Origin of the sequence: Pseudomonas sp. TE3-3-F2023 (assembly GCF_036784815.1) — a bacterium.
GTDB classification, from domain to species: domain Bacteria; phylum Pseudomonadota; class Gammaproteobacteria; order Pseudomonadales; family Pseudomonadaceae; genus Aquipseudomonas; species Aquipseudomonas pudica.
Map to the genome: position 1 here is coordinate 2,545,605 of NZ_CP145113.1, position 20,941 is coordinate 2,566,545.

Consider the following 20,941-nt stretch of genomic DNA (forward strand, 5'->3'; position numbering starts at 1 on the left):
GCGCTACTCATATAAGGAAGGCCACGAGAATGAGCCAAAGCAGGAATTCAGAAAAATAGCTATTTTTCTGTCAGCCATTCATATCTGATATGACTATTACCGACTTGCCAGGTGCTGCCCGTGAAACTGTCCGTCCGCCATATCGAAGTGTTTCGCGCCATCATGGCCGCTGGCAGCGTCACCGGTGCGGCGCGCTTGCTGTTTACCTCGCAGCCCACTGTCAGCCGCGAACTGGCGCGGCTGGAGCAGGTGACCGGGCTGAACCTGTTCGAGCGCGAAGGCGGCCGTCTGGTGCCGACGGCCCAGGCGCTGCTGTTGATCGAGGAGGTTGAGCGGGCCTACGTAGGGCTGGAGCGCATCGACCGCTTTGCCCAGGCCATCCGCAATTTCGAGCAGGGTCGGTTGGCCATTACCTGCCTGCCGCTGTTTTCCCAGACCTTGCTGCCCAAGGCTTGCCAGCGCTTTCACCAACAGCACCGGGGCGTGAGCGTGAGTATCCTGGCGCAGGAGTCGCCGTTGCTGGAGGAGTCGCTGGTTGCCCAGCAGCATGACCTGGGCCTGACCGAGGTAGAGCAGATACCGCGTGGCGCCTACGGCGAATTGCTGTTCAGCGCCAACATGGTGTGCGTGCTGCCCGACGGGCACCCGTTGCAGGCAAGGGCCGAGCTGGAGCTGAGCGATTTCCACGAGGTCGACTTCATCAACCTGGCCAGCCTGGACACCTACCGGCAGCGCCTGGACCAGCACTTTCGCGCGGCGGGGGTGAACCGCCGCACGGTCATCGAAACCACCAGTGCTGCCTCGGTGTGCGCCATGGTCAGGCAAGGCCTGGGGGTGGCGATCATCAACCCGCTGAGCGGGCTGGAAGCGGCGCAGGGCGGGTTGCCGATCCGGCGGTTGCGGGTGTCGGTGCCGTACCAGGTGATGCTGATCAGGCCGGACCACCGGCCGGCATCGGCGGCGGTGGAGCCGTTTTGCCAGGCGTTGCGGGTGCAGGCCCGGGAGATGCAGCAGGCGCTGGCATGATCGTTGTGGGGGAACTGCCTTGCACAAAACCTAAAAACTGGCGCGATCACTGTGGGAGCGGGCAAGCCCGCGAAGCAGGCGACGCGATGGATGGCACCGGCTGTGCCGGTGTTCGCGGGCATGCCCGCTCCCACAGGGGCAGCGCCGGTATTCAGTTCGTCACAGCTCGCAGACGAAGGTGCCGGTCCCGGCCAGGATGTTCTCCAGGGTTTCCTTCACTTCCTCCATGTCACTCAACTCGCTGGTCAGGTTGATCTCCAGCACCTCATCTCCCTTCAGCGCATCCCGGTCGCCGGCCGCCACTTCGATCAGCAGTCGCTTGGCGCCTAGGGTCACTTTCAGGCCATCCAGCGTCGACGGCTCGTCATCCAGGGTCAGGTCGACGGTGTCTTCGTCCGGGTAGCGGGTCAGCAGGAACATCTGACCCTTGTCGCTGTGGCAGCACAGGGTCGCCATGTTGTCTTCCTCGTCATCGCAAGGGGTGGCGAACAGAAGGGCAGTATTGATTTGCATGGACAAGGCTCGGATCAAAGGAAACGGAAGGGAATTCTGACAGTCTTGCCTACAGGCATAAACGTAAAGTTACCGCCCCTTGACCGAAATTGTCGCAGCGCTGCAAGCCTTGATGACCAATCAGTCGTTAAGCTTCGGCGAGCCCTGGGCGTGCCTGCGCACGTTCAACGCCTGGTTTTACCGTCCGCCTTGCCACGGGTTGGCTATCGTTGATCCGTACACGGCGCACGCAGCGACGCTTCAACTATTACAAAGCCCAAGCGGAGTACCACAGATGGCGTTCTTCACCGCAGCCAGCAAAGCCGACTTCCAGCATCAACTGCAAGCGGCCCTGGCGCAGCACATCAGCGAACAGTCCCTGCCACAAGTCGCGCTGTTCGCCGAGCAATTCTTCGGCATCATCTCTCTGGACGAACTCACGCAACGCAGGCTTTCCGACCTGGCCGGCTGCACCCTGTCAGCCTGGCGCATCATCGAGCGTTTCGACCCCGAACACCCGCAAGTACGGGTGTACAACCCCGATTACGAACGCAATGGCTGGCAATCGACCCACAGCGTGGTTGAAGTGCTGCACCACGACCTGCCGTTCCTGGTCGACTCGGTACGCACCGAGCTCAACCGCCGCGGCTACAGCATCCACACCCTGCAGACCACCGTGCTCAGCGTGCGCCGCGGCGCCAAGGGCGAGCTGCTTGAACTGCTGCCCAAGGGCACCCAGGGCGAGGGCGTACGTCATGAGTCGCTGATGTACCTGGAGATCGACCGTTGCGCCAACGCCGCCGAGCTGACGGTACTGGCCCGCGAGATCGAGCAGGTGCTGGCCGAGGTGCGGGTGGTGGTGGCCGACTTCGAACCGATGAAGGCCAAGCTGCGTGAAGTGGTGGCGGAGGTGGAGCAGACCGCCTTTGGCCCGGCGCAGAACGAAAAGGGCGAGGTCAAGGCTTTCCTCGAGTGGCTGCTGGACAACCACTTCACCTTCCTGGGCTATGAAGAATTCACTGTCAAGGGCGATGCCGATGGTGGCCAGATGGTCTACGACGAGCAGTCGTTCCTCGGCCTGCCGCGCCGCTTGCGCGTGGGCCTGACGAGCGATGAGCTGCGCATCGAAGACTATGCCGTGGCCTACCTCAATGAACCGTTGCTGCTGTCGTTCGCCAAGGCCGCGCTGCCAAGCCGCGTACACCGCCCGGCCTACCCGGACTACGTGTCGATCCGCCAGCTGGACGCCGACGGCAAGGTGATCAAGGAACACCGCTTCATGGGCCTGTATACCTCGTCGGTGTACGGCGAAAGCGTGCATGCCATCCCTTATATCCGGCAGAAGGTTACCGAAATCGAGCGCCGCTCGGGCTTCGATCCCAAGGCCCACCTGGGCAAGGAACTGGCCCAGGTGCTGGAAGTGCTGCCGCGCGACGACCTGTTCCAGACCCCGGTCGACGAGCTGTTCAGCACTGTCATGTCGATCGTGCAGATCCAGGAACGCAACAAGATCCGCGTGTTCCTGCGCAAGGACCCGTACGGCCGCTTCTGCTACTGCCTGGCCTATGTACCGCGGGAAATCTACTCCACCGAAGTGCGGCAGAAGATCCAGCAGGTGCTGATGGAGCGCCTGAAGGCCAGCGACTGCGAGTTCTGGACCTTCTTCTCCGAATCGGTGCTGGCCCGTGTGCAGCTGATTCTGCGGGTAGACCCGAAAAACCGTATCGACATCGACCCGCAGCAGCTGGAACGCGAAGTGATCCAGGCCTGCCGCTCGTGGCATGACGACTACTCGGCGCTGGTGGTCGAAAACTTCGGCGAAGCCCAGGGCACCAATATCCTCGCCGACTTCCCCAAAGGTTTCCCGGCTGGTTACCGCGAGCGCTTCGCCGCGCACTCGGCGGTGGTCGACCTGCAGCACGTGCTGAACCTGTCGGAAAGCAAGCCGCTGGCGATGAGCTTCTACCAGCCGCTGACCCAGGTCGGCGAGCGTACCCTGCACTGCAAGCTGTACCACGCCGACACCCCGCTGGCGCTGTCCGATGTGCTGCCGATCCTGGAAAACCTCGGCCTGCGCGTACTCGGCGAGTTCCCGTACCGCCTGCGCCATGCCAGTGGCCGCGGCTACTGGATCCACGACTTCGCCTTCACCTACAGCGAAGGCCTGAGCCTGGACATCCAGCAGCTCAACGACACCCTGCAGGATGCCTTCATCCACATCGTCCGCGGCGATGCCGAGAACGACGCCTTCAACCGCCTGGTGCTCACCGCCGGCCTGCCATGGCGCGATGTGGCGCTGTTGCGCGCCTATGCCCGTTACCTGAAGCAGATTCGACTGGGCTTCGACCTTGGCTACATCGCCAGCACCCTGAACAACCACACCGACATCGCCCGCGAGCTGACCCGGTTGTTCAAGACCCGCTTCTACCTGGCGCGCAAGCTCACCCAGGAGGACCTGGATGACAAGCAACTGCGCCTGGAACAAGCCATCCTGACAGCGCTGGACGACGTGCAGGTGCTCAACGAAGACCGCATCCTGCGTCGCTACCTGGACCTCATCAAGGCCACCCTGCGCACCAACTTCTACCAGCCGGATGCCAACGGCCAGAACAAGTCGTACTTCAGCTTCAAGTTCAACCCCAAGCTGATCCCCGAGCTGCCCAAGCCGGTGCCCAAGTTCGAGATCTTCGTCTACTCGCCACGGGTCGAGGGCGTGCACCTGCGCTTCGGCAACGTCGCCCGCGGCGGCTTGCGCTGGTCCGACCGCGAGGAAGACTTCCGCACCGAGGTGCTGGGCCTGGTTAAAGCCCAGCAGGTGAAGAACTCGGTGATCGTACCGGTCGGCGCCAAGGGCGGCTTCCTGCCGCGCCGCCTGCCGCTGGGCGGCAGCCGCGACGAGATCGCGGCCGAAGGCGTGGCGTGCTACCGCATCTTCATTTCCGGCCTGCTCGACATCACCGACAACCTCAAGGACGGTGGCGTGGTGCCGCCGGCCAACGTGGTACGCCACGATGATGACGACCCGTACCTGGTGGTGGCGGCCGACAAAGGCACCGCGACCTTCTCCGACATTGCCAACGGCATTGCCATCGATTACGGCTTCTGGCTGGGCGACGCCTTCGCCTCGGGCGGTTCGGCCGGTTACGACCACAAGAAGATGGGCATTACCGCACGCGGCGCCTGGGTTGGCGTGCAGCGCCACTTCCGCGAGCGCGGCATCAATGTGCAGGAAGACCCGATCACCGTGATCGGCATCGGGGACATGGCCGGCGACGTGTTCGGCAACGGCCTGCTGATGTCCGACAAGCTGCAGCTGGTGGCTGCCTTCAACCACTTGCACATCTTCATCGACCCGAACCCGGAGCCAGCCGCAAGCTTTGCCGAGCGCAAGCGCCTGTTCGACCTGCCGCGCTCGGCCTGGAGCGACTACGACACAAGCATCATGTCCGAAGGCGGCGGGATCTTCCCGCGCAGTGCCAAGAGCATCGCCATCAGCCCGCAGATGAAAGAGCGCTTCGCCATCGACGCCGACCGCCTGACCCCGACCGAGCTGCTCAATGCTTTGCTCAAGGCACCGGTAGACCTGCTGTGGAACGGTGGCATCGGTACTTACGTCAAGGCCAGCACCGAGAGCCACGCCGACGTCGGCGACAAGGCCAACGACGCGCTGCGGGTCAATGGCAACGAACTGCGCTGCAAGGTGGTGGGCGAGGGCGGCAACCTGGGCATGACCCAGCTTGGCCGGGTCGAGTTCGGCCTGCTTGGCGGCGCCACCAACACCGACTTCATCGACAACGCCGGCGGCGTGGACTGCTCCGACCACGAGGTCAACATCAAGATCCTGCTCAACGAAGTGGTGCAGGGTGGCGACATGACCGAGAAGCAGCGTAACCAGCTGCTGGGCAGCATGACCGACGAAGTGGCCGGCCTGGTGCTGGGCAACAACTACAAGCAGACCCAGGCGTTGTCACTGGCGGCTCGCCGCGCCCGCGAGCGGATTGCCGAGTACAAGCGCCTGATGGCCGACCTGGAGGCCCGTGGCAAGCTGGACCGCGCCATCGAGTTCCTGCCGTCCGAGGAGCAGTTGGCCGAGCGCCTGGCCGCCGGCCAGGGCCTGACCCGCGCCGAACTTTCGGTGCTGATCTCGTACAGCAAGATCGACCTCAAGGAACAGCTGCTCAAGTCGCTGGTGCCGGACGACGATTACCTGACCCGCGACATGGAAACCGCCTTCCCGCCGTCGCTGGTCAGCAAATTCGCCGACTCCATGCGCCGCCACCGCCTGAAGCGCGAAATCGTCAGCACCCAAATCGCCAACGATCTGGTCAACAACATGGGCATCACCTTCGTCCAGCGCCTGAAAGAGTCGACCGGCATGAGCCCGGCCAACGTGGCCGGAGCCTATGTGATCGTGCGCGATATCTTCCATCTGCCGCACTGGTTCCGCCAGATCGAGGCACTGGACTACCAGGTGCCGGCGGAAATCCAGCTGACCCTGATGGACGAACTGATGCGCCTGGGCCGCCGTGCCACCCGCTGGTTCCTGCGCAGCCGCCGCAACGAGCAGGACGCCGGGCGCGACACCGCGCACTTCGGGCCGAAGATCGCGCAACTGGGGCTCAAGCTCGACGAGTTGCTCGAAGGCCCGACCCGCGAGCGCTGGATGGTACGCTACCAGGGCTTCGTCGAGGCTGGTGTACCGGAGTTGCTGGCGCGCATGGTGGCTGGCACTACCCACCTGTACACCCTGTTGCCGATCATCGAGGCCTCGGATGTTACTGGCCATGATCCGGCGCAGGTGGCCAAGGCGTTCTTCGCCGTGGGCAGCGCGCTGGACCTGACCTGGTACTTGCAGGAAATCAGCAACCTGCCGGTGGAAAACAACTGGCAGGCGCTGGCCCGCGAGGCGTTCCGCGATGACATCGACCTGCAGCAGCGGGCGATCACCATCTCGGTGCTGCAGATGGCCGATGCGCCGGAAGACATGGACGCCCGCGTGGCGCTGTGGGCCGAGCAGCACCGGGGAATGGTGGAGCGCTGGCGCGCCATGCTGGATGACCTGCGCAATGCCACCGGTACCGACTATGCGATGTACGCGGTGGCCAACCGCGAGCTGGTCGACCTGGCCATGAGCGGGCAGGCGGCGGTGGTGCCGTCCTGAGCTTCATGAGGCGGTAGAAGAAAGCCCCGGCAGTGATGCCGGGGCTTTTTTGTATTCCTGGGCCGGCCTCTTCGCGGGTGAATCCGCTCCCACAGAAGTATCTCAAGCCTTGAGTGCAGTGAGGTCCCTGTGGGAGCGGGTTTACCCGCGAAGAGGCCGGTACAGGCTTACTTGAACCTGCGCTCCACGCCTTTCTCCACCAGAATCTTCGCCGAAATCTCTTCCACGGAAAAATGCGTGGAATTGATGTTGGGAATGTTCTCCCGGCGGAACAGGTTCTCCACCTCGCGCACTTCGAACTCGCACTGGGCAAAGCTGGAATAGCGGCTGTTGGGCTTGCGCTCGTGGCGGATGGCGGTGAGGCGGTCGGGGTCGATGGTCAGGCCGAACAGCTTGTTGTGGTGCTTTTTCAGCACCGCCGGCAGCTGCAGGCGCTCCATGTCGTCCTCGGTCAGCGGATAATTGGCGGCGCGGATGCCGAATTGCATGGCCATATAAAGGCAGGTGGGGGTCTTGCCGCAGCGCGATACGCCTACCAGGATCAGGTCGGCCTTGTCGTAGTAGTGGGTGCGCGCGCCATCGTCGTTGTCCAGGGCGAAATTCACCGCCTCGATGCGTTCCATGTAGTTGGAATTGCCGCCGATCGAGTGCGACTTGCCGACGGAATACGACGAATGGGCAGTCAATTCCTGTTCAAGCGGGGACAAAAACGAAGAAAAGATGTCGATCATGAAGCCATTCGAGGTAGCCAGGATCTCACGGATGTCCTGATTGACGATGGTGTCGAAGATGATCGGGCGTACACCATCGCGCTCGGCCGCGGCATTGATCTGCTGGACCATGGTCCGTGCCTTTTCCGGCGAATCGATGTAGGGACGGGTGAATTTATTGAACGGAATGCTCTCGAATTGAGCGAGCAGACTCTGGCCCAGGGTTTCGGCAGTGATGCCGGTGCCGTCGGAGATGAAGAACGCGGTTCGTTTCATTTGCGATCTGGGCCTTAAGCTGATGACGTTTCTTGGATATGATAAGTTCGGTTTGCCGAATGCGGCTGTCGGCATTCTCACTTATTTTCCAGGTACAGGCCACAAGCGTCCGGCCAAGTCAACGAAGGCAGGCGGGCGCCCTTGAGCTTTTCCAATACAGTTAGTGGAGAGATCACCTTGGTAGAGTACGTAGTTTCCCTCGATAAGCTCGGCGTCCATGATGTAGAGCATGTGGGGGGCAAGAACGCATCCCTGGGCGAGATGATCAGCAACCTCGCAGGTGCTGGTGTATCGGTACCGGGCGGCTTTGCCACTACGGCGCAGGCGTACCGCGATTTTCTCGAACAGAGTGGTCTCAACGACCGTATCCACGCCGCGCTCGACGCACTCGACGTGGATGACATCAACGCCCTGACCAAGACTGGCGCGCAGATTCGCCAGTGGGTCATGGAAGCCGACTTCCCGCCGCGTCTTGACAGCGAAATCCGTGCGGCCTTCGCCGAAATGGCCGCCGGCAACGAAAACATGGCCGTCGCCGTGCGTTCCTCGGCCACCGCCGAAGACCTTCCGGACGCCTCGTTCGCCGGCCAGCAGGAAACCTTCCTCAACATCCGCGGCGTCGACAACGTGATCCGCGCGGCCAAGGAAGTGTTCGCCTCCCTGTTCAACGACCGCGCCATCGCCTACCGCGTGCACCAGGGCTTCGACCACAAGCTGGTGGCCCTGTCCGCCGGCGTGCAGCGCATGGTCCGCTCCGAAACCGGCACCGCCGGCGTCATGTTCACCCTCGACACCGAGTCGGGCTTCCGCGACGTGGTGTTCATCACCGGCGCCTACGGCCTGGGCGAAACCGTGGTGCAGGGTGCGGTCAACCCTGACGAATTCTACGTGCACAAGAGCACCCTGCAGGCAGGCCGCCCGGCTATCCTGCGCCGCAACCTGGGCAGCAAGGCGATCAAGATGGTCTACGGCGAAGAAGCCAAGGCCGGCCGTTCGGTCAAGACCGTCGAAGTGGACCGCGCCGAGCGCGCGCGCTTCTGCCTGACCGATGCCGAGGTCAGCGAGCTGGCCAAGCAGGCCATGATCATCGAGCAGCACTACCAGCGCCCGATGGACATCGAATGGGCCAAGGACGGTGACGACGGCAAGCTGTATATCGTCCAGGCGCGCCCCGAGACGGTGAAGAGCCGCTCCAGCGCCAACGTCATGGAACGCTACCTGCTGAAAGAGAAGGGCACCGTACTGGTCGAAGGCCGCGCCATTGGCCAGCGCATCGGCGCCGGCAAGGTCCGCGTGATCAACGACGTATCGGAAATGGACAAGGTCCAGCCGGGCGATGTGCTGGTCTCCGACATGACCGACCCGGACTGGGAACCGGTGATGAAGCGCGCGAGCGCCATCGTCACCAACCGTGGCGGGCGTACCTGCCACGCGGCGATCATCGCTCGTGAGCTGGGCATTCCGGCCGTGGTCGGTTGCGGCAATGCCACCCAGGTGTTGAAAGACGGCCAGGGTGTGACCGTGTCCTGTGCCGAAGGCGACACCGGCTTCATCTTCGAGGGCGAGCTGGGCTTCGACGTCAAGCAGAACTCGGTCGACGCCATGCCCGACCTGCCGTTCAAGATCATGATGAACGTCGGCAACCCGGATCGTGCGTTCGATTTCGCCCAGCTGCCCAACGCCGGTGTCGGCCTGGCGCGCCTGGAGTTCATCATCAACCGCATGATCGGCGTGCACCCCAAGGCACTGCTGAACTACGCCGGCCTGCCAGCCGACCTGAAAGACAGCGTCGACAAGCGCATCGCCGGCTACAACGACCCGGTCGGCTTCTATGTCGAGAAGCTGGTCGAAGGCATCAGCACCCTGGCGGCGGCCTTCTACCCGAAAAAGGTCATCGTGCGCCTGTCGGACTTCAAGTCCAACGAGTACGCCAACCTGATCGGCGGCAAGCTGTACGAGCCGGAAGAAGAAAACCCGATGCTGGGCTTCCGTGGCGCTTCGCGTTACATCAGCGAATCGTTCCGTGACTGCTTCGAGCTCGAGTGCCGTGCGCTCAAGCGCGTGCGCAACGAGATGGGCCTGACCAACGTCGAGATCATGGTGCCGTTCGTGCGTACCCTGGGTGAAGCCAGCCAGGTTGTCGACCTGCTCGCCGAAAACGGCCTGGCCCGTGGTGACAACGGCCTGCGCGTGATCATGATGTGCGAACTGCCGTCCAACGCCATCCTCGCCGAAGAGTTCCTGGAATACTTCGACGGCTTCTCGATCGGCTCCAACGACCTGACCCAGCTGACCCTGGGCCTGGACCGTGATTCGGGCATCATCGCCCACCTGTTCGACGAGCGTAACCCTGCGGTGAAGAAGCTGCTGGCCAACGCCATTGCCGCGTGCAACAAGGCTGGCAAGTACATCGGCATCTGCGGCCAGGGCCCGTCGGACCACCCGGACCTGGCCAAGTGGCTGATGGAACAGGGCATCGACAGTGTGTCGCTGAACCCGGACTCGGTACTCGAAACCTGGTTCTACCTGGCCGAAGGGCAGGGCGCGGTCTGATGCAGTAAAACGCGGGGGTACGTCTGGCGTACCCCCGCCTGGTTTTTTCCAGGGCGAGCTCCAGCAATGGATCCCGCCCTTTTTTGTGCACCAAGCAACCTTATGCAAAGCAGCAGCACTCTATTCCCCGTCGCCTTGCTCAGTGCCGAACGCCGCGGCGACCTCAGCGAAGACGTGTACCGGATCAAGGCCGGCAACAGCCCCGACCCCAGCGTCGAGCTGGCTGTCACCCGCCTGGGGCTGGCCGATCAGGGCCAGGCCCAGGGCGTGCCGGTCATTCTCCTGCACGGCAGCTTCTCCAACCGCCGCTTCTGGTACTCGCCCAAAGGGATTGGCCTGGGGGCCTATCTCGCCCGCGCCGGCTTCGATGTATGGATCCCGGAAATGCGCGGCCACGGCCTTTCGCCGCGCAACCATGACTGGAAGCACAACAGCGTTGCCGCCTATGCCCGCGATGACCTGCCGCTGATTGCCGCGTTCGTGCGTGAACAATCGGGCCAGGCGCCGCACTGGGTCGGCCATTCCCTGGGTGGTACGACCCTGGCGGCAGCGCTGGGCGGTGGCTTTCTGCCTGCCGAGCAGGTGGCCAGCGTGGCGCTGTTCGGCACCCAGATCAGCCGCGTGTACTGGCCGCTGAAGGTGCCGCCGCTGGTCTGGGGGGCGAAGCTGCTGCTCAAGCGCTGGGGGCAGATCTCCGGGCCGCGTTTCAAGCGTGGGCCGGAGGATGAGCCGATCGGCCTGGCCCTGGAGAGCATGCGCTGGCATGGCCTGTTCGGGCGCTTTGGCGACAAGCAGAGCGACTGGTGGGCGGGGCTGGCCAAGGTGGATGTGCCGCTGCTGGCGGTGGCTGGTGCAGGGGACTTCCAGGACCCGGTGTGGGCCTGCCGCAAGCTGTTCGAGCAATTGGGCGGTGAGCGCAAGCAGTTTTTGCGGTTGGGCCCCGAGGAAGGGTTCGAGGCTTTCGGGCATGTCGACATGCTGGTGAGCAAGGCCGCGCAGGTGCAGGTGTGGCCGCTGGTGGAGCGTTGGCTGCGGGATCCGCTGGTGCCGGTGCATGAATCCACGGTGGTGGCGGAGCCTGTGCCCGCCAGTTGATTCTGCTGTGTCTGTACTGGCCCTATCGCCGGCAAGCCAGCTCCCACAGGAGTACCACTAGCCTGAAGCCAGCGGGGGCCTGTGGGAGCTGGCTTGCCGGCGATAGGGCCGGTACAGGCAAAACATGACCGTTCGGTCCTGGATGACTGCGATGGGCTCTACGGTGTAGCCTTGGCCGATACCCGCTTTCGTTGTGACTGACAGGAGCTTCCCATGCAGCATTACGTTACGCCCGACCTGTGTGATGCCTACCCGGACCTGGTGCAGGTGCTGGAACCGATGTTCAGCAATTTCGGCGGCCGTGATTCGTTCGGCGGCCAGATCGTCACCATCAAGTGCTTCGAAGACAACTCGCTGGTCAAGGAGCAGGTCGAGCTCGATGGCAAGGGCAAGGTCCTGGTCGTCGACGGCGGTGGCTCGCTGCGTCGTGCATTGCTCGGCGACATGCTCGCCGAGAAGGCTGCCAAGAACGGTTGGGAAGGCCTGGTCATCTACGGCTGCGTGCGTGACGTCGACGTGCTGATCCAGACCGATGTCGGTGTGCAGGCCCTGGCCAGCCACCCGATGAAGACCGACAAGCGCGGCATCGGCGACCTTAACGTGGCAGTGACCTTCGCCGGGGTGACCTTCCGCCCGGGCGAGTACGTGTATGCCGACAACAATGGCGTGCTGGTTTCGCCAAGCCCGCTGAAAATGCCGGAGTGATGCGCCGCCCGCGCTGATGGAGCTTTGATGTTCGAGGAAGACAACGCGCAGTGGGGGCTGGTACACGCCCTGGTGCTCGATGGCAAAGGTGGCGCGCGCTCGATTGCCCGTACCGAGCTGGACGACCTGCAGCTGCAACCTGAGCAGAGCCTGTGGCTGCACTGGGACCGCAGCCATCCGCAAACCCGTACCTGGCTGCTGCACGACAGCGGCCTGAGCGCGTTTGCCTGCGAGCTGATGCTGGAGGAAAACACCCGGCCGCGCCTGCTGCCCATGGCCGATGAACAGTTGTTGCTGTTCCTGCGTGGGGTCAACCTGAACCCGGGTGCTGAGCCCGAAGACATGGTCTCGGTGCGCATCTTCGCCGAGGCGCAGCGGGTCATTTCGCTGCGCCTGCGGCCGTTGCGCGCCAGTGACGAGATTCTCCAGCAGCTCGAAGAGGGCAGGGGCCCGAAATCGGCGTCCGAGCTGCTGCTGCTGATGGGCGAACTGCTCACCGAAAAGGTCCAGGGCTTGGTCAGCGACCTGTCCGAACTGGTCGACCTGGAAGAAGAAAAGGTCGAGTCCGACGAACGGTACACCCCGGAAAACGGCTGCTTGCAGCAGATCCGCCGGCGTGCCGCCGGCCTGCGGCGATTCCTGGCTCCGCAGCGGGAGATCTACGCCCAGCTGTCGCGCAGCAAATGGAGCTGGTTCGTCGATGCCGACGCCGATTACTGGAACGAGCTGAACAACAGTCTGATCCGCTACCTCGAAGAGCTGGAACTGGCCCGCGAGCGGGCCGCCCTGGTGCTGGAAAGCCAGGATCGCCGGCGCAGCGAGCGCATGAACCGCACCATGTACCGCTTCGGCATCATCACCTGCATCTTCCTGCCCATGAGCTTCATCACCGGGCTTCTGGGCATCAATGTCGGCGGCATCCCCGGGGCGGAAAACCCCTATGGCTTCCTGTTCGCCTGCATCGTCGTGCTGGGGCTGGCGGTGGGGCAGTGGTGGCTGTTCCGGCGGTTGCGGTGGGTATAGATGCTCATTGACCTGCACCGGCCCTATCGCCAGCAAGCCAGCTCCCACAGGTGCACCACAGGCTTCCGGGTTTGTGGTACCCCTGTGGGAGCTGGCTTGCCGGCGATAGGGCCGGTGCAGGCAAGCACCATTCATTTTGAAACATTCGTCCCAATGCGATGTGTGACCCATCGACCGGCCATCTCGTCTCTGACTGACACTGCGCGAGGTGCCCATGCACGATCCGTTTGAAGAATCCCTGCGCGACCTGCTCAAGGCGTCACCTTCCGGCAATGACCGGGACGACCGGGACGACGCCGCTTGCCTGGGCCGCGTGCTGAAAACCGCCAACCGCCAGGTTGGCGCAGGTGATCTGTTCAGCCTGCTTGGCCGCTGGAGCCAGGCGCTGCTGATCGCCGTGAACAATGGCGCGGCGCATGTTGCGCCGGTGCGTCGACACTCTTCCCGCAACGCTGCCAACGGCAGCAAAGCAGATAAGGCCGATTGAATATGGAACTCGATCTCTGGACCCAGAGCCTGGTCACCGCCATGACTGCCCTTTGGACCAAGGTAGCGAACTTCATCCCCAACCTGTTCGGCGCGCTGGTCGTGGTGCTGCTCGGTTTCGTGGTGGCCAAGCTGCTCGACACGCTGCTGTCCAAACTGCTGGCCAAGTTCGGCCTGGACCGCCTCATGGCCGGCACCGGCCTGACCAAGATGCTTGGCCGGGTCGGCATCCAGGTGCCGATCTCCACCTTAATCGGCAAGATCGTCTACTGGTTCGTGCTGCTCATCTTCCTGGTGTCGGCCGCCGAGTCGCTGGGCCTGGAGCGGGTCTCGGCAACCCTCGACATGCTTGCCCTGTACCTGCCGAAGGTGTTCGGCGCAGCCCTGGTGCTGCTGGCCGGCGTGCTGCTGGCGCAAGTGGCCAACGGCCTGGTGCGCGGCGCTGCCGAAGGCATCGGCCTGGAATACTCGGCAGGCCTGGGGCGTATCACCCAGGGCCTGGTGATCATCATCAGTATCTCGGTGGCCATCAGCCAGCTGGAGGTGAAAACCGACCTGCTGAACCATGTGATCGTGATCGGGCTGATTACCGTTGGTCTGGCCGTTGCGCTGGCAATGGGCCTGGGCAGCCGCGAAATCGCCGGGCAGATCCTGGCCGGCATCTACGTGCGCGAGCTGTACCAGGTGGGCCAGCAGGTGCGAATTGGCGAGGTCGAAGGGCACATCGAGGAGATCGGTACGGTCAAGACGACGCTGCTGACCGATGATGGCGAACTGGTTTCGCTGTCCAATCGTGAGCTGCTTGAACAGCGAGTCAATAGCCGCTAACCGCACAAAGCTGTTAATGTATGCCGCCGCGAAAATCGACCCACGGGGTCGCGCGGCGACATTGACCTGACTGTCGGCCAGATCCGTTTTGAATAAAGTTCATTCGCCGCCCATGCGTTATGACCCCCGCGAGCTCACCGACGAAGAGTTGGTGGCGCGTTCGCATGAGGAGCTGTACCACGTTACCCGCGCCTATGAGGAGCTCATGCGGCGCTACCAACGGACCCTGTTCAACGTCTGTGCGCGTTATCTGGGGAACGACCGTGACGCGGACGATGTCTGTCAGGAAGTCATGCTGAAAGTGCTGTACGGGCTGAAGAACTTCGAGGGTAAGTCCAAGTTCAAGACCTGGCTCTACAGCATCACCTACAACGAATGCATTACCCAGTACCGCAAGGAGCGCCGTAAACGTCGGTTGATGGATGCCTTGAGTCTGGACCCTGTTGAAGAGGCGTCCGAGGACAAGGCTCCGAAGCCGGAAGAAAAAGGCGGGCTGGACAAATGGCTGGTGCATGTGAACCCGATTGACCGGGAAATTCTGGTGCTGCGTTTTGTCGCAGAGCTGGAATTTCAGGAAATTGCCGACATCATGCACATGGGCCTGAGCGCGACAAAAATGCGCTACAAGCGCGCGCTAGACAAGCTTCGGGAGAAATTTGCCGGCCTCGATGAAACTTAGTGGCATGCAAATATCTCTAACGAACCGGCGAGTTCTGCTAGACTTGCCGTCGAGTTGTCCCCCTTGTTTGTGGTGGGACTGCTTAACTATCACCAGATGGGGATTTAACGGATGAAATTGAAAAACACCTTGGGCTTGGCCATTGGCTCGCTCGTCGCTGCTACTTCGTTCGGCGTTCTGGCTCAAGGCCAAGGCGCTGTGGAAATCGAAGGCAACGTTACCAAGCAGTACTACGACAGCGAACGTAACTTCAAGAACGACGGCACCAATCCTGGTGTTCGCCTGGGCTACTTCCTGACCGACGACGTTTCCCTGGACCTCGGCTACAACGAGACCCACAACGCTCGTGGTGAAGTCTTCAACAAAGACATCAAAGGTTCCAAAGCCAAGCTCGACGCTACCTACCACTTCGGTACCGTTGGCGACGCTCTGCGTCCGTACGTTTCCGCCGGTTTCGCTCACGAGAGCCTGGGCCAGGCCACTCGTAGCGGCCGCGACCACTCCACCTTCGCCAACGTCGGCGCTGGCGCCAAGTGGTACATCACCGACATGTTCTTCGCCCGTGCCGGCGTAGAAGCCATGTACAACATCGACAACGGCAACACCGAGTGGGGTCCGACCGTTGGTGTTGGTCTGAACTTCGGCGGTAGCCCGAAGCAAGCTGAAGTCGCTCCGGCTCCAGTTGCCGAAGTGTGCTCCGACTCCGACAACGACGGCGTTTGCGACAACGTCGACAAGTGCCCTGACACCCCGGCCAACGTTACCGTTGACGCTGATGGCTGCCCGGCTGTTGCCGAAGTCGTTCGCGTTGAGCTGGACGTCAAGTTCGACTTCGACAAGTCGGTCGTCAAGCCAAACAGCTACGGCGACATCAAGAACCTGGCTGACTTCATGAAGCAGTACCCACAGACCACCACCACCGTGGAAGGTCACACTGACTCCGTCGGCCCAGACGCTTACAACCAGAAGCTGTCCGAGCGTCGTGCCAACGCTGTCAAGCAGGTCCTGACCCAGCAGTACGGCGTGGAATCCAGCCGTGTTGACTCGGTTGGCTACGGCGAAACCCGTCCGGTTGCCGACAACGCCACCGAAGAAGGCCGCGCTATCAACCGTCGCGTTGAAGCTCAGGTAGAAGCCCAGGCCAAGTAATTGGTTTGAAGCTTCATGAAAAACCCGGCCTCGGCCGGGTTTTTCTTTGCCTGTTTCTTGGGTTTGTGTGCCCCTTGTGGGAGCGGCCTTGTGTCGCGAAAGGGGCGCGTAGCGGCCCCAGTTTTTCAGCTTCGCCGCAGGTATTGCCGGGGCTGCTGTGCAGCCCTTTCGCGACACAAGGCCGCTCCCACAAAGGCCGGCGCAGGCAGCGCATCATCCGGCAATTGCCACAAGGTCCTGCTCCCCCTGTTCCCCAACCACCTCCCCAATCACCAATATCGCCGGGCTACGCAAGCCAAACCCCCGCGCATCCTCGACCATCCCCCGCACATCGCTCCTGCACTCCCGCTGCTGCGGCAACGAGGCATTTTCGATCATCGCCACTGGCGTCGCCGGTGCCATGCCCCCGTCGAGCAACCCTTGGCGTACCTGCTCCAGCCTGGCCACGCCCATGTACACCACCAGCGTCGTCCCGCCCTGGGCCAAGGCCGCCCAGTTCAGTTCGCTGTCGTCCTGGGTATGTGCCGTCACCAATGTCACGCCCCGGCTCACACCTCGTGAGGTCAGGGAAATACCGCATTGCGTGGCGCCAGCCAGGCCGGCGGTGATGCCGTTGACCACTTCCACCTCGATGCCATGCCTTTGCAGCCACAGCGCCTCTTCACCACCACGGCCGAAGATGCACGGGTCGCCGCCCTTGAGCCGCACCACGCAGCGTCCTTGCCGCGCATGGCGCAGCATCAGGCGCTGGATGAAGGCCTGCGGCGTGGAGCGGCAGCCGCCGCGCTTGCCCACGGCAATCACCCGAGCCTGTGGGCAATGCTCCAGCACCGCCGGGTTGACCAGGTCGTCGATCATCACCACAGCGGCTCGCTGCATGGCGCGCACGGCCTTGAGGGTGAGCAGCTCGGGATCACCAGGGCCAGCACCAACCAGCCAGACTTTCGCATTCATCAGGGTTTCCTCATCGGCAGGGTGCGTTCAGCCCTTGAGCAGGGTGAGCAGCAATATCAGGTTGAACAGCAAGGACAGCAGGGCCAGGGTGCGCCAGACCTTCAACGGTTCGCGCTCCAGCAGCGGCCGTGGCCGGCTGGGCAGTTCCTGGCGGTCGCCACGCTCGAGCAGCAGCAACCAGTGTTCGGCGGTTTCGAAGCGCTGCGCCGGGTCGGCTGCCAGTGCCTGCTGCAGGTTGTGCTGCAGCCATTCCGGCAGGTCGGGACGGTAGCGCGCGGCGTTGACCGGCTGGCCGAAGCGCGGGCGCTGGAAGGCCTCCACTTCGCCGTAGGGGTAATGCCCGGTCAGCAGGTGGTACAGCGTCACGCCTACTGCATAAAGGTCCTGGCGTGGGCTGGGCGGTTGGCCGTCGAACGCTTCCGGGGCAATGTATGACGGCGTGCCTGGCAACTCGTGCAGTGGGTCTTCCGACAGGCCCGGGCAGTAGGCCAGGCCAAAGTCCAGCAGGCGCAGTTGGCCATCGCTGCCCAGGTGCAGGTTCTCTGGCTTGATGTCGCGGTGCAGCAGGTTGCGCCGGTGCAGTACACCGACCGCCTGCAGCAGCTGCCGGGCCAGCTCCAGCCACTGCGGCATGGGTAGCGGGCCGTGCTCGGCCAGCAGCGCTGCCAGGCTCTGGCCGGGGTATTCGCGCATCACGTAGTACAGGTGCTGGCGCTGGCCGGCGGTGTGCAGCTCGGGGAAGTGCCGGCCAGCGACCCGGCGCAGGAACCATTCTTCCAGCAACAGCCCTTGCGCCGCGCCGGGCTCCTGCTCGCGTGCGGTGGGCAGGGTCTTCAGCAGCCAGGCTCGGCCCTGGCCATCGCGCACCCGGTACAGCAACGACTGGCGGCTGTGCGAAAGCAGCTTTTCGGCTTGCCAGCCATCGATTACCTGGCCTTCACGCAGCGGGCCGGGCACTGGCCATTGCTGCAGTTGCGCCAAGGTATCGCCCAGGTTGGCCGTGCCCAGTTGCTCGACCTGCACCAGCAAGGCACTGGCGTTGTCCTGGCTGCCGTTCAGGTGCGCGCTGGCGACCAGGGTGTCGACGGCCAGTTGCAGGTCAGGTTGCTCGCGCAGCACCGCCTGGATGTGCTGGTCGCCCAGGCTGGCCCATACGCCATCGCTCAACAGCAGGAAGCTCTCGCCTGGCTGCAGCTCACCTTCCAGATAATCCACCAGCAGGTGCTGGTCCAGCCCCAGCGCGCGCTTCAGCACATGCTGCATGCCGGGCTGGTCCCATACGTGGTCTTCGCTCAGGCATTGCAGGCGCCCAGCGTGCCAGCGGTACACGCGGCAATCACCCACGTGGGCCAGGGTAAAGCGCCGGCCACGCAGCACCAGCGCGCTGAGAGTGGTCAGCAGTGGCTGGCCACTGCCTTGGGCACGCAACCAGCGGTTCTGCGCCAGCAGCAGGCGGTCGAGGGCCTGGGCCACGCTCCAGGTCGCGGGAGTGGCATAGTAGTCCAGGGCCAGCGCCTGCAGGCTGGCACGGGCTGCCAGGCCGCCATCGGCACATTGGCTGACGCCGTCGGCGAGGGCGAACAGGTAGCCTTTGCTGGCGGCCAGCTCCGGCGCCGGGGTAACCAGGCGCAGGGCGTCCTGGTTTTCCTCGCGCGGCCCGGTGGCGCTGGCCTGGGCAAAGTTCAGTTGCAGGCTCATGGCTGTGCCTCAGACCCGTGCCGCGGTAACCGCAGCCGAGCCCCAGGTGGTGCGCCAGCGCTGTTTAACGCCGTGCAGGCCGAACCAGGCCAGCAAGCCCAGGCTGGCGAACAGCCACAGCCCCAGCTGGTAGTCACCGGTGTACTGCTTGATGGTGCCCAGCCCGGCGGCCAGCAGGAAGCCTCCAATGCCGCCGGCCATGCCGATCAGCCCGGTCATCACGCCGATCTCCTGGCGGAAGCGTTGCGGTACCAGCTGGAACACCGCGCCATTGCCGGCCCCGAGGCCGAGCATGGCGCTGACGAACAGGGCCAGTGCGGCGGCAGCGCTGGGCAGATTGAAGCCGACTGCTGCGATGCAGATGGCCGCCACGCTGTACATGCCCAGCAGGGTGCGGATGCCGCCGAAGCGGTCGGCCAGCGCGCCGCCGAGCGGGCGCATCAGGCTACCGGCGAACACGCAGGCAGCGGTGTAGTAGCCAGCCGTGACCGGGCTCAGGCCATACTGGTCGCTGAAGTAGCCGGGCAGGGCGCTGGCAAGGCCGATGAAGCCGCCGAAGGTGACGCTGTAGAAGAACATGAACCACCAGCTGTCACGGTCACCCAGGGCCTTGAGGTAGTCGGCCATCGCTTTTGGCTTGGGCCGCTGCGGAGCATTGCGTGCCAGCAGGGCGAACACCACCAGGGCCAGCGACAGCGGGACCAGCGCGAAGCCGAACACATTGTTCCAGCCAAAGCCCGCAGCCAGCGCCGGGGCCAGCAGGGCGGCGAACACTGTGCCGGAGTTGCCGGCACCGGCAATGCCCATGGCTTTGCCTTGGTGCTGTGGCGGGTACCACTGCGAGGCCAGCGGCAGTGACACGGCGAACGAAGCGCCGGCGAAGCCGAGGAACACGCCCAGCAGCAGCGCTTGTTCATAGCTGTGCACGCCCAGTTGCCAGGCAGTGGCGAGGGCGACGATGACCACCACCTGGCCGATCAGCCCGGCGGTCTTGGGCGACAGGCGGTCGACCAGCACGCCCATGGCAAAGCGCAAGATCGCCCCGGCCAGGATCGGCGTGGCCACCATCAGGCCCCTTTGTTGTGCACTCAGCTGAAGATCGGCGGCAATCTGCACCGCCAGTGGGCCAAGCAGGTACCAGACCATGAAGCTGAGGTCGAAGTACAGGAACGCGGCGAACAGCGTGGGCACATGCCCGGATTTCCAGAAGCTGGTACTCATCGAACACCTCACTCGGCAATGCAACGGAACGAAAAAGACGCCGCTACCCGCTCCACGCAGGTGGAGGGGAGAGCGACGTCTTTGTCGGGATCAAGTGGGCAACCGCCGTTGGCTACCGGTGATATTCGTTCAGCAAGAGATGGGCCAACTCTGAGAAGTTGCAGTCCCCTTGTAGGAGCGGCCTTGTGTCGCGATGGGCTGCGCAGCAGCCCCGGCAATCTCTGCCGCGAAGCTGAGATCCTGGGGCTGCTGCGCAGCCCATCGCGACACAAGGCCGCTCCTACAGGGACCGCGTGAAGGAGGTTGCTAGCCCAGCATCTCGTGCATGGCAATGATCTGCTCGGCCACCTGGATAAGTTTCTGCTGCCGGCTCATGGCCTGGCGGCGCATCAGGGTGTAGGCCTCTTCTTCGTTACAGTCCTTCATCTTCATCAGCAAACCCTTGGCCTGCTCGATGCGCTTGCGCTCGGCCAGTTGCTGGTCGCGAGCAAGCAGTTGCGCCTTCAGTGCCTGGTCGCTTTCGAAGCGGGCCATGGCCACGTCCAGGATCGGTTGCAGCCGCGCGGCATGGATGCCTTCGACGATGTAGGCGCTGACCCCTGCCTGGATCGCCTGGCGCATCACCTCGGGGTCGTGCTCGTCGGTGAACAGCACGATCGGCCGCGGCTGGTCGCGGCTGACCAGGACAACCTGTTCCATCACATCGCGGTCCGGTGAGTCGGTATCGATCAGCACCACGTCCGGGCGCACCGTTTCGACGCAGGCGGGCAGGTCGATGGTCAGGCCAGGGGCTTCGATGACCTCGAAGCCGGCCTCGCTCAAGGCGGCCTTGAGGCGGCCGAGTTTGTTCTGGGTGTCGTCGATCAGCAGGATGCGCAACATGGA

General features: G+C 63.5%; 16 protein-coding genes. 10 read left to right on the plus strand and 6 right to left on the minus strand.

Annotated features, from left to right (window positions below; all coding sequences use genetic code 11):
* Nucleotides 1-120 precede the first annotated feature (120 nt).
* Nucleotides 121-1,026, plus strand: coding sequence for a LysR family transcriptional regulator (locus tag V3314_RS11600; RefSeq protein ID WP_046616290.1), 906 nt, complete (start codon nt 121-123; stop codon nt 1,024-1,026).
* A gap of 159 nt (nt 1,027-1,185) precedes the next feature.
* Here V3314_RS11600 and V3314_RS11605 read toward each other — a convergent pair whose 3' ends face one another.
* Nucleotides 1,186-1,539 carry a hypothetical protein gene (locus V3314_RS11605; protein WP_085601510.1) on the minus strand — a complete coding sequence of 118 codons (354 nt, stop codon included), beginning with the start codon at nt 1,537-1,539 and terminating at the stop codon, nt 1,186-1,188.
* A 274-nt stretch (nt 1,540-1,813) separates the two neighbouring features.
* On the opposite strand from V3314_RS11605, the gene V3314_RS11610 reads away from it, so the two are divergent.
* Complete coding sequence (locus V3314_RS11610; RefSeq protein WP_338460241.1) at nt 1,814-6,679, plus strand: NAD-glutamate dehydrogenase; 4,866 nt, start codon at nt 1,814-1,816, stop codon at nt 6,677-6,679.
* 167 nt (nt 6,680-6,846) lie between these two features.
* Here the strand turns inward: V3314_RS11610 and V3314_RS11615 are convergent, their stop codons facing one another.
* Complete coding sequence (locus tag V3314_RS11615) at nt 6,847-7,665, minus strand: pyruvate, water dikinase regulatory protein (RefSeq protein ID WP_024086557.1); 819 nt, start codon at nt 7,663-7,665, stop codon at nt 6,847-6,849.
* A gap of 177 nt (nt 7,666-7,842) precedes the next feature.
* Between V3314_RS11615 and ppsA the strand changes: the two genes are divergently transcribed.
* The 8 genes from ppsA to V3314_RS11655 all read left to right on the plus strand — a co-directional run bounded on the left by ppsA (nt 7,843) and on the right by V3314_RS11655 (nt 16,183).
* A complete protein-coding gene (ppsA, locus tag V3314_RS11620; RefSeq protein WP_046616287.1) occupies nt 7,843-10,218 on the plus strand; it encodes a phosphoenolpyruvate synthase in 2,376 nt (791 codons plus the stop codon).
* 102 nt (nt 10,219-10,320) lie between these two features.
* Nucleotides 10,321-11,313, plus strand: a complete 993-nt coding sequence (locus V3314_RS11625; protein ID WP_338460243.1) for an alpha/beta fold hydrolase — start codon at nt 10,321-10,323, stop codon at nt 11,311-11,313.
* 213 nt (nt 11,314-11,526) lie between these two features.
* Nucleotides 11,527-12,018: a ribonuclease E activity regulator RraA gene (gene rraA, locus V3314_RS11630; RefSeq protein WP_021785500.1), complete on the plus strand. Its 492-nt coding sequence runs from the start codon at nt 11,527-11,529 to the stop codon at nt 12,016-12,018.
* A gap of 27 nt (nt 12,019-12,045) precedes the next feature.
* Complete coding sequence (locus tag V3314_RS11635) at nt 12,046-13,041, plus strand: zinc transporter ZntB (protein WP_338460244.1); 996 nt, start codon at nt 12,046-12,048, stop codon at nt 13,039-13,041.
* Nucleotides 13,042-13,255: 214 nt separating this feature from the next.
* Nucleotides 13,256-13,528 (plus strand): hypothetical protein, encoded by a 273-nt coding sequence (locus V3314_RS11640; RefSeq protein ID WP_004376140.1) that lies wholly within the window; start codon nt 13,256-13,258, stop codon nt 13,526-13,528.
* Between the two features lie 2 nt (nt 13,529-13,530).
* Nucleotides 13,531-14,355 (plus strand): mechanosensitive ion channel domain-containing protein, encoded by an 825-nt coding sequence (locus V3314_RS11645; protein ID WP_004376138.1) that lies wholly within the window; start codon nt 13,531-13,533, stop codon nt 14,353-14,355.
* Nucleotides 14,356-14,467: 112 nt separating this feature from the next.
* Nucleotides 14,468-15,034, plus strand: coding sequence for an RNA polymerase sigma factor SigX (gene sigX / locus V3314_RS11650; protein WP_003248665.1), 567 nt, complete (start codon nt 14,468-14,470; stop codon nt 15,032-15,034).
* 111 nt (nt 15,035-15,145) lie between these two features.
* Nucleotides 15,146-16,183, plus strand: a complete 1,038-nt coding sequence (locus tag V3314_RS11655; protein ID WP_046616285.1) for an OmpA family protein — start codon at nt 15,146-15,148, stop codon at nt 16,181-16,183.
* Nucleotides 16,184-16,396: 213 nt separating this feature from the next.
* On the opposite strand, the gene cobA is transcribed toward V3314_RS11655, so the two are convergent.
* The 4 genes from cobA to V3314_RS11675 form a co-directional block, all read right to left on the minus strand.
* A complete protein-coding gene (cobA, locus tag V3314_RS11660; protein WP_046616284.1) occupies nt 16,397-17,137 on the minus strand; it encodes a uroporphyrinogen-III C-methyltransferase in 741 nt (246 codons plus the stop codon).
* Nucleotides 17,138-17,164: 27 nt separating this feature from the next.
* Nucleotides 17,165-18,835, minus strand: a complete 1,671-nt coding sequence (locus tag V3314_RS11665) for a bifunctional protein-serine/threonine kinase/phosphatase (protein ID WP_046616283.1) — start codon at nt 18,833-18,835, stop codon at nt 17,165-17,167.
* Between the two features lie 9 nt (nt 18,836-18,844).
* On the minus strand, nt 18,845-20,056 hold the full coding sequence (locus V3314_RS11670; RefSeq protein ID WP_338460245.1) for a nitrate/nitrite transporter: 1,212 nt from the start codon (nt 20,054-20,056) through the stop codon (nt 18,845-18,847).
* A 306-nt stretch (nt 20,057-20,362) separates the two neighbouring features.
* On the minus strand, nt 20,363-20,938 hold the full coding sequence (locus V3314_RS11675; protein ID WP_338460246.1) for an ANTAR domain-containing protein: 576 nt from the start codon (nt 20,936-20,938) through the stop codon (nt 20,363-20,365).
* Nucleotides 20,939-20,941: the final 3 nt, after the last annotated feature.

Excerpts from the sequence above, each read along its gene's own strand:
- V3314_RS11625 (WP_338460243.1), top strand. The coding sequence starts at position 10,321 with ATGCAAAGCAGCAGCACTCTATTCCCCGTCGCCTTGCTCAGTGCCGAA.
- sigX (WP_003248665.1), top strand. The coding sequence starts at position 14,468 with ATGCGTTATGACCCCCGCGAGCTCACCGACGAAGAGTTGGTGGCGCGT.
- V3314_RS11670 (WP_338460245.1), bottom strand. The coding sequence starts at position 20,056 with ATGAGTACCAGCTTCTGGAAATCCGGGCATGTGCCCACGCTGTTCGCC.
- V3314_RS11640 (WP_004376140.1), top strand. The coding sequence starts at position 13,256 with ATGCACGATCCGTTTGAAGAATCCCTGCGCGACCTGCTCAAGGCGTCA.
- V3314_RS11615 (WP_024086557.1), bottom strand. The coding sequence starts at position 7,665 with ATGAAACGAACCGCGTTCTTCATCTCCGACGGCACCGGCATCACTGCC.
- V3314_RS11665 (WP_046616283.1), bottom strand. The coding sequence starts at position 18,835 with ATGAGCCTGCAACTGAACTTTGCCCAGGCCAGCGCCACCGGGCCGCGC.
- V3314_RS11605 (WP_085601510.1), bottom strand. The coding sequence starts at position 1,539 with ATGCAAATCAATACTGCCCTTCTGTTCGCCACCCCTTGCGATGACGAG.
- V3314_RS11645 (WP_004376138.1), top strand. The coding sequence starts at position 13,531 with ATGGAACTCGATCTCTGGACCCAGAGCCTGGTCACCGCCATGACTGCC.
- V3314_RS11635 (WP_338460244.1), top strand. The coding sequence starts at position 12,046 with ATGTTCGAGGAAGACAACGCGCAGTGGGGGCTGGTACACGCCCTGGTG.
- V3314_RS11655 (WP_046616285.1), top strand. The coding sequence starts at position 15,146 with ATGAAATTGAAAAACACCTTGGGCTTGGCCATTGGCTCGCTCGTCGCT.
- cobA (WP_046616284.1), bottom strand. The coding sequence starts at position 17,137 with ATGAATGCGAAAGTCTGGCTGGTTGGTGCTGGCCCTGGTGATCCCGAG.
- V3314_RS11610 (WP_338460241.1), top strand. The coding sequence starts at position 1,814 with ATGGCGTTCTTCACCGCAGCCAGCAAAGCCGACTTCCAGCATCAACTG.
- rraA (WP_021785500.1), top strand. The coding sequence starts at position 11,527 with ATGCAGCATTACGTTACGCCCGACCTGTGTGATGCCTACCCGGACCTG.
- V3314_RS11675 (WP_338460246.1), bottom strand. The coding sequence starts at position 20,938 with ATGTTGCGCATCCTGCTGATCGACGACACCCAGAACAAACTCGGCCGC.